Annotated in this window: 15 protein-coding genes and 1 pseudogene; 7 read left to right on the forward strand and 9 right to left on the reverse strand. The window is 71.5% G+C overall.

The genetic code is table 11. From position 1 onward, the window contains the following. Positions 1-78: 78 nt before the first annotated feature. Together ACZ4U4_RS21315 and ACZ4U4_RS21320 are read left to right on the forward strand one after the other, a co-directional pair. The gene (locus ACZ4U4_RS21315; RefSeq protein WP_467876558.1) at positions 79-1,017 is read left to right on the forward strand and encodes a hypothetical protein; all 939 of its coding nucleotides are present in this window, start codon (positions 79-81) and stop codon (positions 1,015-1,017) included. Next, positions 1,014-2,291 (forward strand): hypothetical protein, encoded by a 1,278-nt coding sequence (locus tag ACZ4U4_RS21320; protein WP_467876560.1) that lies wholly within the window; start codon positions 1,014-1,016, stop codon positions 2,289-2,291. Before ACZ4U4_RS21315 ends, ACZ4U4_RS21320 begins: the two co-directional genes overlap by 4 nt. Here the strand turns inward: ACZ4U4_RS21320 and ACZ4U4_RS21325 are convergent. Both ACZ4U4_RS21325 and ACZ4U4_RS21330 read right to left on the reverse strand, forming a co-directional pair. After that, entirely contained in the window at positions 2,270-2,566 is a 297-nt protein-coding gene (locus tag ACZ4U4_RS21325; RefSeq protein ID WP_467876564.1) for a hypothetical protein, read from the reverse strand. The two genes, ACZ4U4_RS21320 and ACZ4U4_RS21325, sit on opposite strands and share 22 nt — an antisense overlap. Continuing rightward, positions 2,554-2,778, reverse strand: a complete 225-nt coding sequence (locus ACZ4U4_RS21330) for a hypothetical protein (RefSeq protein WP_467876568.1) — start codon at positions 2,776-2,778, stop codon at positions 2,554-2,556. The genes ACZ4U4_RS21325 and ACZ4U4_RS21330 overlap by 13 nt, the downstream gene beginning before the upstream one ends. 121 nt (positions 2,779-2,899) lie before the next feature. On the opposite strand from ACZ4U4_RS21330, the gene ACZ4U4_RS21335 reads away from it, so the two are divergent. From ACZ4U4_RS21335 to ACZ4U4_RS21345, 3 genes are all read left to right on the forward strand, one after another. Continuing rightward, on the forward strand, positions 2,900-3,733 hold the full coding sequence (locus ACZ4U4_RS21335; protein WP_467876989.1) for a helix-turn-helix domain-containing protein: 834 nt from the start codon (positions 2,900-2,902) through the stop codon (positions 3,731-3,733). Further along, a complete protein-coding gene (locus ACZ4U4_RS21340; protein WP_467876571.1) occupies positions 3,723-4,016 on the forward strand; it encodes a DUF397 domain-containing protein in 294 nt (97 codons plus the stop codon). Before ACZ4U4_RS21335 ends, ACZ4U4_RS21340 begins: the two co-directional genes overlap by 11 nt. A gap of 217 nt (positions 4,017-4,233) precedes the next feature. Then, complete coding sequence (locus ACZ4U4_RS21345) at positions 4,234-5,589, forward strand: PE-PGRS family protein (protein ID WP_467876574.1); 1,356 nt, start codon at positions 4,234-4,236, stop codon at positions 5,587-5,589. Between the two features lie 22 nt (positions 5,590-5,611). Here the strand turns inward: ACZ4U4_RS21345 and ACZ4U4_RS21350 are convergent, their stop codons facing one another. The 5 genes from ACZ4U4_RS21350 to ACZ4U4_RS21370 form a co-directional block, all read right to left on the reverse strand. Beyond that, positions 5,612-6,229, reverse strand: coding sequence for a hypothetical protein (locus ACZ4U4_RS21350; protein WP_467876577.1), 618 nt, complete (start codon positions 6,227-6,229; stop codon positions 5,612-5,614). Between the two features lie 43 nt (positions 6,230-6,272). Then, on the reverse strand, positions 6,273-7,088 hold the full coding sequence (locus ACZ4U4_RS21355) for a hypothetical protein (RefSeq protein ID WP_467876581.1): 816 nt from the start codon (positions 7,086-7,088) through the stop codon (positions 6,273-6,275). 68 nt (positions 7,089-7,156) lie between these two features. Next, on the reverse strand, positions 7,157-7,417 hold the full coding sequence (locus ACZ4U4_RS21360) for a hypothetical protein (RefSeq protein ID WP_467876585.1): 261 nt from the start codon (positions 7,415-7,417) through the stop codon (positions 7,157-7,159). A 127-nt stretch (positions 7,418-7,544) separates the two neighbouring features. Then, positions 7,545-8,462: a recombinase family protein gene (locus ACZ4U4_RS21365; RefSeq protein WP_467876588.1), complete on the reverse strand. Its 918-nt coding sequence runs from the start codon at positions 8,460-8,462 to the stop codon at positions 7,545-7,547. A gap of 342 nt (positions 8,463-8,804) precedes the next feature. Beyond that, the gene (locus tag ACZ4U4_RS21370; RefSeq protein WP_467876591.1) at positions 8,805-9,878 is read right to left on the reverse strand and encodes an alkene reductase; all 1,074 of its coding nucleotides are present in this window, start codon (positions 9,876-9,878) and stop codon (positions 8,805-8,807) included. A 123-nt stretch (positions 9,879-10,001) separates the two neighbouring features. Here ACZ4U4_RS21370 and ACZ4U4_RS21375 point away from each other — a divergent pair. Next, positions 10,002-10,088, forward strand: a pseudogene (locus ACZ4U4_RS21375) (XRE family transcriptional regulator); the annotation flags it as partial. A 25-nt stretch (positions 10,089-10,113) separates the two neighbouring features. Here ACZ4U4_RS21375 and ACZ4U4_RS21380 read toward each other — a convergent pair. Continuing rightward, a complete protein-coding gene (locus ACZ4U4_RS21380; RefSeq protein WP_467876593.1) occupies positions 10,114-11,220 on the reverse strand; it encodes an NAD(P)/FAD-dependent oxidoreductase in 1,107 nt (368 codons plus the stop codon). A gap of 345 nt (positions 11,221-11,565) precedes the next feature. Then, on the reverse strand, positions 11,566-12,150 hold the full coding sequence (locus ACZ4U4_RS21385) for a helix-turn-helix domain-containing protein (protein ID WP_411146881.1): 585 nt from the start codon (positions 12,148-12,150) through the stop codon (positions 11,566-11,568). Positions 12,151-12,294: 144 nt separating this feature from the next. On the opposite strand from ACZ4U4_RS21385, the gene ACZ4U4_RS21390 reads away from it, so the two are divergent. Then, positions 12,295-13,758 carry an MFS transporter gene (locus ACZ4U4_RS21390; protein WP_467876598.1) on the forward strand — a complete coding sequence of 488 codons (1,464 nt, stop codon included), beginning with the start codon at positions 12,295-12,297 and terminating at the stop codon, positions 13,756-13,758. The last annotated feature ends 22 nt before the right edge of the window (positions 13,759-13,780 follow it).

The raw sequence follows: 13,780 nt of genomic DNA on the forward strand, positions 1-13,780 counted from the left end.
GCCTCCTCCCCGACCCAGTACGCTCCCCTCCCGAACAGGTCCGACCAACAGAGGGCCGATCAACGGGGAGTTGGGTACATGCCGCGCGACACCATCCAGCCACCACCGGACCAGAACCCACCGGACCCGAGCCCCACGCCGAGCCCGGCCCTGCCCCCGGACCCGAGCCCGCCCCCGAGCCCCACCCCGAACGATCCGCCGCCCGCCGCCCCGGCCCCAACTCCGCCCGCAGCCCCGGACGCACCTCCGGCCCCGGACCCAACCCTCCACGCCCCCGGCCGCCTCCGCCGCCTCACCCGCTGGTTCACCGCCCTCTCCACCGACCGCAAATTCGCCGTGGTGGGCCTCGTCCTCGCCGCCGTCCCGCTCGCCACCCCTCTCGTCACCGCCGCTTACGACGCCGCCTTCAGCGAACCCGCGCTCGTCCTCTCGGCGGCGCAGAACGACGACACCTGCTCGACGGCTTGGCGCGTCGCCCCAGGTCAGGAAAGTCTCCGCGCGTCCTTGCCGCACGCGGACGTGCATGCGCTCACCCGCTGGGAGCGGGAGCGGAAGATCACGCACCTGGGGACCGTCGACTCGTCCGTCAGCATCCGCGGCAACCTCGGCAAGGCCGTTCAGCTCCGCGACCTCTCGATCACCGTGCTCAAGCGCGGCGCCGCGCTCCCCGGCACCCGGCAGCCCACGGTCGACTGCGGCGGCGCGGGACCGCCCGAGCTGTTCTACGTCGACCTCGACACCCTGCCCGTCAACCGCCCGGTCCCCGCGAGCTACCTGATGACCAGCCCGCACCAGAAGGCGGCCCGCAAGGAGGCCGAGCGGTACAGCCGGAAGCCGATGCGGCTGCCCGTCTCCGTCTCCACCTCCAGCGTCTACGACCTGATGCTCATCGGCCGCAGCCAGTCCCACTACGTCGAGTGGCAGGCCACCGTGACCTGGTGGGACGGCGAGGAAACGCGCACCACGACGATCGACAACGACGGACAGCCGTTCCGTGTCACCGCGGAGCACCGATGAGCGCCCCGGAGACCGCCGCCGCCCGGAACCGCCGCGGTCGCCTCCCCCGCTCCCCCTTCACCTACGCCGCGCTCGCCGTCGCGCTCGTCCACCTCGCCGGTGCGCTCCCCTTCCAGGTCGACTGGGCGGGCCGCATCGGCGCGGACACCGCCCCCGGGAGGGCCCTCGACGCGCTCCGCCTCCTCACCGTCTCGCCCGTCCGCCGCTTCAGCACCGCGACGGGCCCGGCCGCCCTCGGCCTCGAAGCGCTGTGGACCGCCTGCTTCCTCTTCCTGCTGACGGCGGCGACCCGCGCCCTCACCGCCCGTACGACGCTCCCGCCCCGCGACCCGGAATCGGCCGTGACCAGGGCGTACGCGCATATCGCCGCCTGGCCGGTACTCGCCCCGCTCGCGCATCTGGCGGCCCTCGCCCTCACCCGCCTGCCCGAGCTGTCCTTCGACCCGACGCTGCGCGGGAACACCGCGTACACCCTGTTCCTCGATGTCCGCGCCGGGCTCGGGCACACCGTTCTCCTCGGCCTGCTCGGCGGTTTCGCCGCCGCGGCGGCGCTGCTCGCCTTCGACCCCGATGTCGCGGAGCACGCCCCGCCGGCGGGCCCGCGCGATCAACTGCGCCGCCTCCGCGGCCCGCTGTCCACCCTCTGGCCCCGCATCGGCGCCACGCTCCTCACGACTGCCGCCGCAGCACTGCTCCTGGACGTCGTCGCGAACGGCCTCCCGGGCCACGTCCTGGCGCCGCTGGCCCGCTTCTGGTGCGCGCCCTCCGAGATCGCCCAGGTCTGCGGCGACGACCTCGTCCGCCTCTCCGGTCTGGACCTCCCGGAGTTCCCCAACGGCGAACCGCTCCTCGTCCGCTTCTCCCGGCTCTACGCCTGGCAGGCGTTCGTGCTGCTCTTCGCCGTCACGCACTTCGCCGTCACCTCGCTCACCCACGCCCTGCCGCGCCCCGCCCGCGCGGCCCTCGCCGCCTGGTGCGGCTATACGGCGGGCGCGATCGGCTTCGGCGCCGCGGCAGGCGCGGTCTCCGCCCTCTGGAATTCCCCCACCCGCAGCCTGACGCTCAACCAGACCCTCGGCCTGCTCCTCCCGCCCACGGGCCTCAACCACGCCCTCTACTCCGCCCCGTTCGCCGCCCTCCTCTGCGCCGCCCTCACCCGCGTACGGTTCCGGCGACGCAAGGCCCCGGCCGCGACGGACGCCTCCCGAACACCCGAAGCCGCCGCGCCCGCATCCGGCGCGGCGGCCCCCGCTCACGGCAACCGGCTCGCCTGATTCACCTCCGCGACCCGCGCCCACAGCTCCTCCCGCAGCACCGGCTCGCGCAGCTGCTCCGGCGGGCAGTCCCACTCCCGGCCGCCACCCGCGGGCCTGAGCTGCACGTATGGCCCCTCGCGGCCCATGATCCGGCCGAGCCGCCCGTCCCGTACGTCGACGGCGTACCCACCGGGCCGCAGCCACAGCGGCTCCCCGGCCGTCCGCCGCCACGCCCCGGCCCGCGGCGCTCCGTACGGCCCTTCCGGCCGCCGTCCGCCGCTCACTTCTCGCACCGGGCCAGTACCTCCACGAGCTGCCGCGCGGTGGCGAGGTTGCACCGGCCCAGCTCGACGAGCGGACGCGGATCGACCATCGCGCACGACAACGGATCGACGCCCAGCGACGGCAGTTTGACGCCGTGCACCCGCAGCCCCTCGTCCAGCGCCCGGACGACATCGTCCGCCTCCCAGAGCGCGTCGGCCGCCGGCCGCCGTCGTTCGCTCATCTCCATCGTTCTCCACCTTCCACACTGTGTATGACGTTCGCCACACAGCGTGGCCGGACTCGGCTAGCCTGGAAAAGGGGCGCAGACCCAACAACATCCCGTGTACGACCTGGAGTTCTCCATGGCGAAACCCAAGCGTCTCGATCCCTCTTCCTCGCCTCGGGCGATGCTCGGCGCCGAGCTGAGACACCAGCGGGAGAAGGCGGGCCACTCCCAGGAAGAGCTGGGCACCCTGCTCTTCGTCAGCGGCTCGTTCATCGGCCAGCTGGAAGCCGGTACGCGCCGGATGCTGCCCGAGTACGCGCAGAAGATAGACGAAATCCTCAAGACGGACGGGTACTTCGCGCGCAATTGCGGGGCCGCGGCCAAGTCCAAGTATCCGGATCACTTCGCGGAGGCGGCCGAGGCCGAAGCCCAGGCCACGTCGATCAAGGAGTACGCGCCCCAGCTCATCCCGGGACTGCTCCAGACCGAGGCGTACGCACGGGCCGTCTTCCGCGCACACGAACCGACCACGACCGAAAAGGTCATCGACGAACTGACCGCAGCCCGACTCGAACGAGCCCAGCTGCTGGACGACCCAACAAATCCGCTGCTGTGGGTCGTTCTGGACGAGGCGGTACTGCGCCGGGTGACCGGAGGACCGCAGGTCATGGCGGAGGCGCTGCGCCATATCGCCTCGCTGGCCCGGCGTCGCCGGATCATCATGCAGATCCTGCCGCTGGATGTGGGAGCCCACTCCTCGATGGAGGGCTCGCTGAAGTTGCTGGCGTTCAACGACGCCCCAACTCTGGTCTACATCCAGGGCCTGGGAACAGGTCAGTTGCTGGACGATCCGGCAACCGTCGCACGCCACTCGCTGACCTACGATCTGATTAGGGCCAGCGCATTGTCACCGGAAGCTTCTCTGGCCCTGATCGAATCAGTGGCGGAGGAATTCACCCGTGACGAGTGACTACGACCTGAGTACCGCGTCCTGGCGCAAGTCGAGCTACAGCGGCGGCAGCGGCGGCGACTGCCTGGAGGTCGCACAGGACTTCCCGGGTGCGGCCCGCTGGCGCAAGTCCACGTACAGCGCGGGCGACGGCGGCAACTGCCTCGAAGTCGCCGACGGCGTCCCCGGGATCGTCCCCGTACGGGACTCCAAGCGCCCCGAGGGCCCGGCGCTGACGTTCCGGGCCGCGTCCTGGACGCGGTTCGTGGGCGGGCTCAACGCCGGGTCGTTCGGCGAGGTATGAGCGGTACGCGCGAACGCCGCGGCCCCGGTTCCCCATGAGGGAGCCGGGGCCGCTGCGTGCCGTGGTCGGCGGTGCCGCTCCTCGTCACGTCGAGATCCTCGGCTTTTCCCCTACGGGAAAGTGCTCCGGGTGTGCGGGAAACGGCTCGTCCTCGCCGGTGCCGACGGGGCCCCACGCTCCTAGCATGGTTCTCCGTTTCGCTCGGGGGGAGCGCCGCGTGAGAAGCCTTGACCCGGATGATCTCGACCAGCTCGCCACACTTCTCGACGGCAGGAACGGCGTCGCGGCGAACACCGCAGCCGCCCTCGCCCAGGCGTCCCGGCTCGGTGTCGCCGACACCCTCGGGCCGCTCAAGCCCCTCACCTCCTGGTCCACCACGACAGCCACCGACCTGCGGCGACGCGCCCTGATCAGCAGGCTGGAGGAAGGCGACCTGTGGGCGGGACTCCGCCGGATCGGATTCAGCAGCACCGACCTCGCCACGTACGCGGACGCGATCACCCCGGACACGCTCGACTTCGCCAACCGACTGGCGGTCAGGGCGGGCCACGCCGCCAAGAAGCGGCCGAAGGAGACTCTGAACGAGTGGCGGAACCGGATGGAGGCGACCGTCATCACCCGCCTGACCGGCCTCCAGCCTTACGAGCCGCAGGTCCGGAAACTGCTCGGCCTCGGCGGCGACGGGCTCGGGCTGATGACGGCGACCGATGTCGTAACCGTGCAGGGCTCCGCCCTGACCAGGGTGGTCGTCGGCAATTCCCTGCGGGCCGGCTACGGCCGGTCCCTGAAACTCCGTACCGGCGCAACGCTGCGTTCCTTCGGCATGCGAGGGCCGGGAAACCGCCTCATCCAGTGGCAGCCGCGGATCCGCTCCCTCAACGCACCGGGTACGTGGGCCCCCTCGCAGCTGGGGAACTACCTGAACCGTTACCCGGTCTACCGGAACGCCGCGAGCGTCCCCTTCACCCGCAACGTCCGCGGCGACATGTTCGGCCAGGCGTGGAGCCGCGGACGCGGCACCCTGGCGCGGTCGGACCGCGCCCGACGCCTGATCAATTCCGCCATCGGCTCCGACGAGCTGGCCGCCACGTACGGCGGACTCTCCCACTCGGGCCAGCCCGTCACCCGCGCCGCCGGAGCCAGCCTGTGGAGGATCCACCGCACCGCGGGCCTGGGTACCGCGGCGAAGACGGCCGGTTTCCTCCGCGGCGCGGGAGTCGTCGCCAGCGGCGCCGCCACCGGCTGGAGCATTGCGAACGTCGTCACCCAGGGCGATCCCATGGACGCCTTCCAGAAAAGAGGGGCCGCATACGTCGCCGACGTCGCCGAGATGGGGTTCAACGCCTCCATGACCGCGGCGTTGGTGGCGCCGAACCCCGTCACGATCGGTCTGGCAGTCGGTACCGGAGTGGTTTACGGAGCTGCTGAGATCGTCCAGCACTGGGACGACATCAAGAGCGGCTCCCGGAAAGCGACCGCCTGGCTCCAGAACAAGGGCGCGTCGGCCGCCTCCGGTATCGCCCACGGGGCGAAGAGCCTCGCCCGGCACATCAATCCGGTGAATTGGTTCTGAGGCGGCCCTCCGCCGCCGCCCGTCAGGCCCGGCGGCGCCTGCGCAGCCTGGCGTACAGCACACATGCCTCCATCGTGACGAGGAGGCCGGCCGAGCAGACGGCCGACCGAGTCAGCGCCGCGTCGTCGCCGGGCGAGCGGACCCTGGGGGCGAGCCAGCCCGCCGGGTCCACCTGTAGGTCTACATGCTCCAGGCGGAGTTCACGGGCGCAGCCCTGCGCCATCCCGACGGAGTACACCGGGGAATGGAGCACATCGAGTGGGGCGACATCGCACACCGGCTCCGCACCGTGTTTGCGATACACGCTGCGGACGTCCACCACCAGGGCCGGGTGGGATTCGCCGCGCCGGTCGAGGACGTAACTGCCCAGCGCCGGTCCGGCGAAGAGCATCAGGGCGAGACCCACCACGGCCACGCAGGTGCCCAGGACCCCGCCGCACAGCACTCCGGCGACGGTCAGCATGGCCAGCACCAGGAAAGAGGCGAGCACCACCGCGACCACGCCGTCGCGCTGAGCGAGCCACCCGCAGCCGGCCAGCCCCACCGGCAGCAGCACCATGAGCCCGGCCGTGACGAGCCCCCACCGGCGAGGCGGCGGAACCGGGACGACCGGCACCCGCTTCTTCCTCCTGGCCCGCACACGCGTCACCTCGGTACCCGCCCTTCCCGGCAGCAGTGCACGATCAGCCCTCGCCGCTCTCGCCGCTCTCGCCGGAGAGTTCCTCCCGGTCCGGCAGGAGGTCGGCGATCTTCTCCCACAGTTCCCCGCCGCCGACCCGCTGCAACACCAGCGCGGTGTCTGGCCCCGCCTGGCCGGGCAGGACCGGCTCCTCCGGCTGGATGCGCTGCCAGTAGCCGTGCGGTCCGCAGTCCCAGACGGCCAGCGCGCGCACCATGGCCGTACGCGCCCCGTCGTGGCGGCCGTCCCAGGTCACGGTGGTGCGCCAGGTCGCGTTCAGGTCCGTCACCAGGTCGGCGAACCGGTCGCGCGCCGGGCCGTCCAGGTTGCCGTCGTGGTCCGCCAGCGCCGCGCGCACCGCGGCCCGGACACCGTCCTCGTCGGCGCCGGACGCCTCCCCCACCGCGACGAGCGCCGCGTCCAACGCCCCCGCTGTCGTCACCACGCGGGAGGGCGCCGGGCCGTCGGCGCCGCCGCCCCGGAGATTGACCTTGCGCGCGATCTCCCAGACCAGCGTGGCCGGTTCGATCGGCACGTACTCGGACTCCTCCTCCCCGGGCCAGCCGTCGTGGGAGAGGACGGCGTCCTGCCCCACGATCACGCCGTGGTGGACGGTGCCGTGCTCGCCGGTGACCTCCACCCGGATCACGGCGAGCGGGGCGGCGAGCGCGCCGAGCAGATCGCGCAGCAGCGGCGCCAGCTCGCCCTCGGGCCCGACCAGTCCGGTGTCCTGAAGCTCCTCCAGAGAGGGCCACAGGTCGTCCGGCGGACTCTCGCCGTCGAGGAGGTGGGCGAAGACGCTGATGTGGCGGTCGGCCAACCGGAGGCGTCCCCGGGAACTGTCGCTCGACGGCATGCGCTCGGCCCTCTCTCACCGCTGCACGCGGCTCATTTGTCGGGGTGCTGGAGTTCCTTCGCGTCCTGCATCGCTCGATGTGCCTCTCTGCGCAGTTCCCCGGCGACCGCGGCACAGGTCGTGTGCCAGCTCTTCAGCCTGCCCCGCACCTCTGCGGCGTTCGGGCCCGACCAGGTCTTCATGCCGGTGGTGCTGCGGCTCCGCGGTGCGTCGACCAACGATTCGACGTGGTCGGCCAGCGCCCGCAGGGACGCGGCACGCTCCTTCAGCTCCCTGATTCTCGGATCGTTCACGGCGCCTCCCCCGCTGCCATGTCCGCGGTCCAGCGTAGTGCGGAACGCCCCGCGGAAGAGGCTGGACGGAGCCAACTTCGGCCTCGGGGAACATCGGTACAGCGGTTGGCGCTGAGAACGATCTTGTTCAGGGTGTGAGGGCGCTGACCCTGTTCTCGTACTCGCGGCGGGCCTTGCGCTGGGCGGGGACTGCGGGGAGGCCCTGGGCGCCGTCGAGCGGCTGGCAGCGGGCGAGGAGCCCTCGGTGCACGGCGGGGACGGCGCTGACGCGCAGGGTGTAGCCCTGGCCGCGCCGTACGGCCACCCCTTGGTCGAGCGCGGCACGCTCGGCGGACTCCAGCTCGGTGGTGCGGAGGTAGTCGGCGACCTTGCCCGGCATGTCGAGCGCGACCGGTAGCTCAGGGGCGGGCGCGTCCTCCTCGATGGCGGTGTGCTCGGGCAGGAGGTCGGCGACGGCGGTGCGGATCGCGCCGCGGCTGACCCGGTGGTCGCGGGCGAGGGCGGCGATGGAGCGGCCTTCCAGGTACGCGGTGCGTACGTCGTCGGTCTTCGCGCCCGCGACGGCGGGGCGGCGCCCGCCCTTCGCGCCCTTGGCCTCGGCGGCGCGCAGCCCGTCGTAGGTCAGCTCGCGCTGGAGGTCGCGCTGGAGTTCGCCGGCGGCGGCGAGGGTCTGCACCATGAACTTCACGGTGGACAGCAGCTCGCCGGTGCGCGGGTGGCGTGCGGTGAGGTCCATGGCGGAGAACGCGCCGTCGTGGATGCGCAGGGCGAGACGGTCGCGGTGCAGGACGTCGAGCACGTCGAGGATGTCCTGGTTACCGCGCACGAGGCGGAACATCTCGGAGATGTGCACGGTGTCGCCGGGCCGCGCGTAGGTGAGCAGTTCGCGGAACTTCGGGCGCTGGAGCGGATGGAGGCGGCTGGAGGTGCCGGGGTCCTCCTCGAAGACGACCGGGTCCTCGATCCCGGCCTCGTCCAGGACGAGGTCCTGGCGGGCGGTCGACTGCTGGTCGGTCGAGACTCGCTTGTAGACCAGGTTCGCCACTCGTGGGCCCCTTCCGTAGGGAGGAATGGACCCTATCTGTCATCAAACCCTGTCAGCAATCATCATCGGATCTGATTGGATTCGGGCCGCCGCGAACCCCCGGGTTGCAGGGTTCATTGGACGCGCCGCTTGCCTGTCGTCAAACGACCATTTGACGACAGGGCGGCGGTCCCCGGCTTGCCGGTGCTGATGAAGATCACTGAGATGGTCGTGCACACAACCAAGATGCCGACGGCCCACCAGATGGCGGTCGAGGGGCCCTCGCCCCTGCCTGGGTCCTGGTGCGGCTTCAGCGTGGCCGAGGTGTCGCGTGGGCCTTCTTTTGCTTGCGCGGTATCGCTATCAGTCGGCGAGCGTGGTGTAGTCGGTGTAGCCGCGGGTGTCGCCGCCGTAGAACGTGGTGGGATCGGGTTCGGTGACGGGGGCGTGGTTCTGCCAGCGCCGGACGAGGTCAGGATTGGCGATGAAGGCCCTGCCGACGGAGACGAGGTCTGCCCGGCCGCTGTCGATGTGCCGGCGGGCGGCGGTGGCGTCGGTCATCGGGTACCAGCCATCGTTGACGATGAGCGTGCCGTCGAAGCGGGTCCGGAGGTCGGTGAGCAGGGGTGTGGCGGGGTCACCGATGGTGTGCAGATAGGCGAGCCCCAGCGGGGCGATCGCGTCGATGAGAGTGCGGTAGGTCGCGGCGGTTTCGGCCTGGTCGTCCTCGATCGCTCCGTGCAGGTTGATGCCCGGCGAGATGCGCAGGCCCACGCGTTCGCTGCCGACCGCCTCGGCCACGGCCGTCGCCAGGTCGATCGCGAAGCGTGCCCGGCCTGTCGTGGATCCGCCGTAGGTGTCGGTGCGGTGGTTGGTGGACGGTGCGAGGAACTGATGGATCAGGTAGCCGTTGGCACCGTGCAGTTCGATGCCGTCGAGGCCGGCTTCGACGGCGGCGCGTGCGCTGTCCACGTACTCCTCGATGACGGAGGGGATCTCCGCCGTGGTCAGGGCCCGCGGCACCGGGTGTGGCCTGGGCCCGCTCGGGGTGAACATCTCGCCGGGCGCGGCGAGGGCGCTGGGGGCTACGGTTTCATGGCCGTTCTTGTTGTCCGGGTGCGCGATCCGTCCCGCGTGCATGATCTGGGCGACGATGTGGCCGCCTTCCTCGTGCACGCCGTCGGCGACGGCGCGCCATCCGCCGATCTGACGGCGTGTGTGGAGGCCAGGGGTGTTGGAGTAGCCCTGTCCGGTTGCGCTGGGCTGGACGCCTTCGGTGATGATCAGGCCGGCAGTGGCCCGCTGCCGGTAGTAGGTGGCGGTGGCCTCGCCGGGCACGCCGGAGGCGTCGGCGCGGCTGCGGGTCATGGGGGCCATGGCGATCCGGTTGGGCAGTGTCCACTTGCCGACGGTTACGGGGCTGAACAGGTCGGGCATTTGGGGTTTCTCCTTGGGGTGGTTGTGTCTGTCGGCGGTGGCCGGTCGGTCGGGTCGGGTGGTCACGTGGCGAGGCGGCGGATGGCGATGACCGTGTCGGTGACGGTGGTGGTCTGTCCGGCGGGGCCGGCCGATGCCCGGCCGGTCGAATTGCTGGTGCTGTTCGGCAGACAGGGCGAGCGCGCCCATCTGCGGGCCCGAACCACCTGACGGCCGGTGGGCGGGCGTGGGTGCCTCAGCCCTGCTGTGACGGCCCGAGAGACAACAGGCCGTCCAGGCCGTGGCGGCGTTCGCCCATGACCTGCTGGCACAGGGCCGCCTCCGCCTCGGGTGCGAAGACGCCCGCGACGTCACGGGTCCGGCGGCGGGCGAGTGCGGCGTCGGTGTCGGCGGCCACCAGGTCGGCGTTGATGGCCGCGGCTGCTCGTACGCCGCCGGCGGCGGCGGCCGGGACTCCGTCCAGGACGTCGGCCACGTTCCCCGCGACCCACACTCCGCCAGCCGCAGTCAGTCCGGTACCGTCCGCGCCCACCTGATCGCCGATGGCCCACGGATGCTCCACGGCCGTCAGACCGAGCTCGGCGAGGACGTCGTCCCGGGCCTCGAACCGGGGAGCCACGACCAGCGCGGCGAGCGGAACCCGATCTCCCGATGCCAGTCGGACACCGGTCAGGCGGTCGTCCTCGATTACCAGGTCCGTGACGTCCCCCTCCACCACCGCGACCCCTCGGGCCGCCAGCCTCTCCCCGTCCTCGACGCCGAATTCACCGATGCTGTGCCGGAACAGGGTGACCTGGTCGGACAGCTGGCGAAACAGCAGCGCCTGATGGACGGCCGCCGGGCCGGTGGCGAGCACCCCGACCGGCTGATCCCGTACCTCCCAGCCGTGGCAGTACGGGCAGTGCAGCACGTCCCGCCCCCACCGCTCGCGCAGCCCGGCGATGTCGGGCAGCCGGTCGACTAGCCCGGTGCACATCAGCAGCCGCCGTGCCCGGAACCGGTGTCCGCCAGCCGTGTCCACCACGAATCCGTCGCCGTCCCGGCCTGTCGTGACCACCCGGTCGGAGATCATCCGGCCGCCGTACGAAATGACCTCCTCCCGCCCCACGCGCAGCAGTTCGCTCGGGTTGATGCCGTCCCTCGACAGCAGGCCGTGTACACCGGACGCCGGGGCGTTGCGGGGTTCACCGGAGTCGATCACCACCACCGAACGCCGGGACCGGGCGAGCGTCACCGCGCCCGACAGACCGGCGACTCCACCGCCCACCACCACGACATCGACATCGGCGTCGCCGACGACCTCGGTATCGACACCACCTGGGCTGTTCGCGATCTCAGTCATACCAACAGCCTCACCCGGCACCTGTCCGGTGCCCAGAAACCATGCTGTTTCGGCAAGATTCCGGATCGCTTCCGGCCCGGGCAGCAGCGCAGGCCGTCGATCACCAGGTGCAGCAGAGGAGTTGCCTGGTCGGTGGAAGGAAGTCACCCTGTTCCTGCACGAGGGCGCGGGGCTGGCGCAGGAGCAGTGGGAACAGCTGCCTGCTCTGGGCGCGGGTGTGGTCGAGGGCCGGGTCGGCGCTCGGAGGCCGAGGTGTCGCGGCGGGTGCTGAGCCCGCGCGTGCATGGCCTGGAGGGTCTCGTGGACGGTCACTGAGGGGTGCTGGCGTCTTCGCCGGGGCGTGATTCAGGTGGTGCGGGCCTTGAGGTGGGCCCGCTCTCCCTGGGTGCCGAACAGGATCAGCAGTTCTACGGTGCGGTCGTCGTCGGGGCCGAGCCAGTGCGGCACATGGGTGTTGAACTCGGCGGCCTCACCGGGCTTGAGGATCACCCTCTCCTCACCGAGGAGCAGGCGCAGCCGGCCGGCCAGGACGTAGACCCATTCGAAGCCCTCGTGGGTACTCAGCTGCGGCTCGGTGCCGGGCCGGGGCGGAATGAGTAGCTTGTGAGCCTGGACACCGCCGGGCCGGCTCAGCGGCACGAAGGTCATGCCGTCGCGGACGACCGGTTTGAGGTGGATGCGCGGGTCCCCGGTGCGCGGTGCGCCGACGAGCTCGTCCAGGGGTACGGCGTAGACCTCGGCGAGCGGCAGCAGCATCTCCAGAGTCGGTTTGCGGCTCCCGCCTTCAAGGCGGGAGAGGGTGCTCTCGTTGATCCCAGTCTGCTCGGCCAGAGCGGCCAGCGTCAGACCGTGCCTGCGGCGCAGGTCCCGCAGCCGCGGCCCGACCGCGGTCAGACCGTCCTTCTTCCCGATGTGCCGTGCGGCGCTCATACCCACCAGCATGCTGAAACAGCATGAGGCTTTGCAACTCCAGCAGTGGCCATCGCAGTGTCGTACCAGCGGCCGGCCCGATTGCCCGGTGGCCCGCGAATGACCTGCCCTTTTCCCTTGATCTGCTGAGGACTGGCCCCTGCGATGACGACGGAAACCGACGCGGTGGACCGCCGCGAGGACGCTTTGGACCCACGGCGCTGGTGGGCGCTGACGGTGATCTCGGTGGCGACGCTGATGGTGGTGCTGGACGCCTCCGTCATCAACATCGCTCTCCCGCACGCCCAGGCCGACCTGGACATCAGCGACGCGAACCGGCAGTGGGCGGTGACCGCCTACGCCCTCACCTTCGGCGGTCTGCTGCTGCTCGGGGGGCGCGTCGTCGACTTCGTCGGCCGCAAGCGCGTCTTCCTGATCGGCCTAATCGGCTTCGCCGCCGCCTCCATGCTCGCGGGCATCGCCCCGAACGGGATGACCCTGTTCGCCGGACGCGCCCTGCAAGGCGTGTTCGCCGCACTGCTGGCCCCGGCCGCACTGTCCCTGATCGCGGTCACCTTCACCGACCCACGCGAGCGGGCCAAGGCGTTCGGCGTCTACGGCGCCCTGCAAGGTGCGGGCGGCGCGGTCGGACTGATCGCAGGCGGCCTGCTGACCGAGTACACCAGCTGGCGCTGGTGCCTGTTCGTCAACACCCCCATCGCCCTCGCCATGGCCCTGGCCGCACTCCCGGTACTCAAGGAGAGCCGCGCCGAGGGCACCCGCCGCTACGACATCCCTGGCGCCCTGCTGGTCACCACCGGCCTGGTCGCCGTCGTCTGGGGCTTCACCCACGCCGCGGAAGCGGGCTGGAACACCCCGGCGACCTGGCTCCTGCTCGCCGCCGGCCTGGCGCTACTGGCCTCGTTCGTCCTGGTCGAGCAGCGCACCGCCCACCCGCTGCTGCCCCTGCGCGTCATCTGGGATCGGGACCGCGGCGGCGCGTTCCTCGCCTCCCTGCTGATCGGGGCGGGCATGTTCGGCCTGTTGCTGTTCCTGACCTACTACCTTCAAGTCAACCTCGGCTACCAGCCGCTGCGTGCGGGACTGGCGTTCCTGCCCTTCAGCGCCGGCATCATCGCCGCGGCCACCTTCGGCGCCCCGCTGGTGACCCGGCTCGGCCCGAAGACGCTGATGACGGCGGGCACGGCCGTCACGCTGGCCGGCACCCTGGTGCTGACGCTGCTGAAGCCCACCGAGGGCTACCTGGCCGTCGTGCTGCCCGCCATGATCCTGACCGGTCTGGGTCTGGGCGCGTTCTTCGTCGCCCTGCCCAACACCGCCCTTGCCGGCATCTCCCCGTCCGACACCGGTGTCGCCAGCGCGATGATCAGCACCACGCAGCAGGTCGGCGGCGCAGTCGGCCCCGCCCTCCTCAACACCCTGTACGTCTCCGCCCTCGCCGGGTTTCTCGCCGACCGCACCGGCGCCGTGTCGCAGGCGGTCCGGCTGGAGGGATACGTGCACGGTTACCGGGTCGCCTTCCTCGCCAGCGCCGCCCTGTTCGCCCTCGCCCTCGCGGCCACCGGCCTGATCATCACCAGCCGCCGCACCAGCGCCGCCACCTCCTGACCACCCGCACCGAAAGGCCCCG

Source organism: Streptomyces sp. NPDC029159 (genome assembly GCF_055564055.1).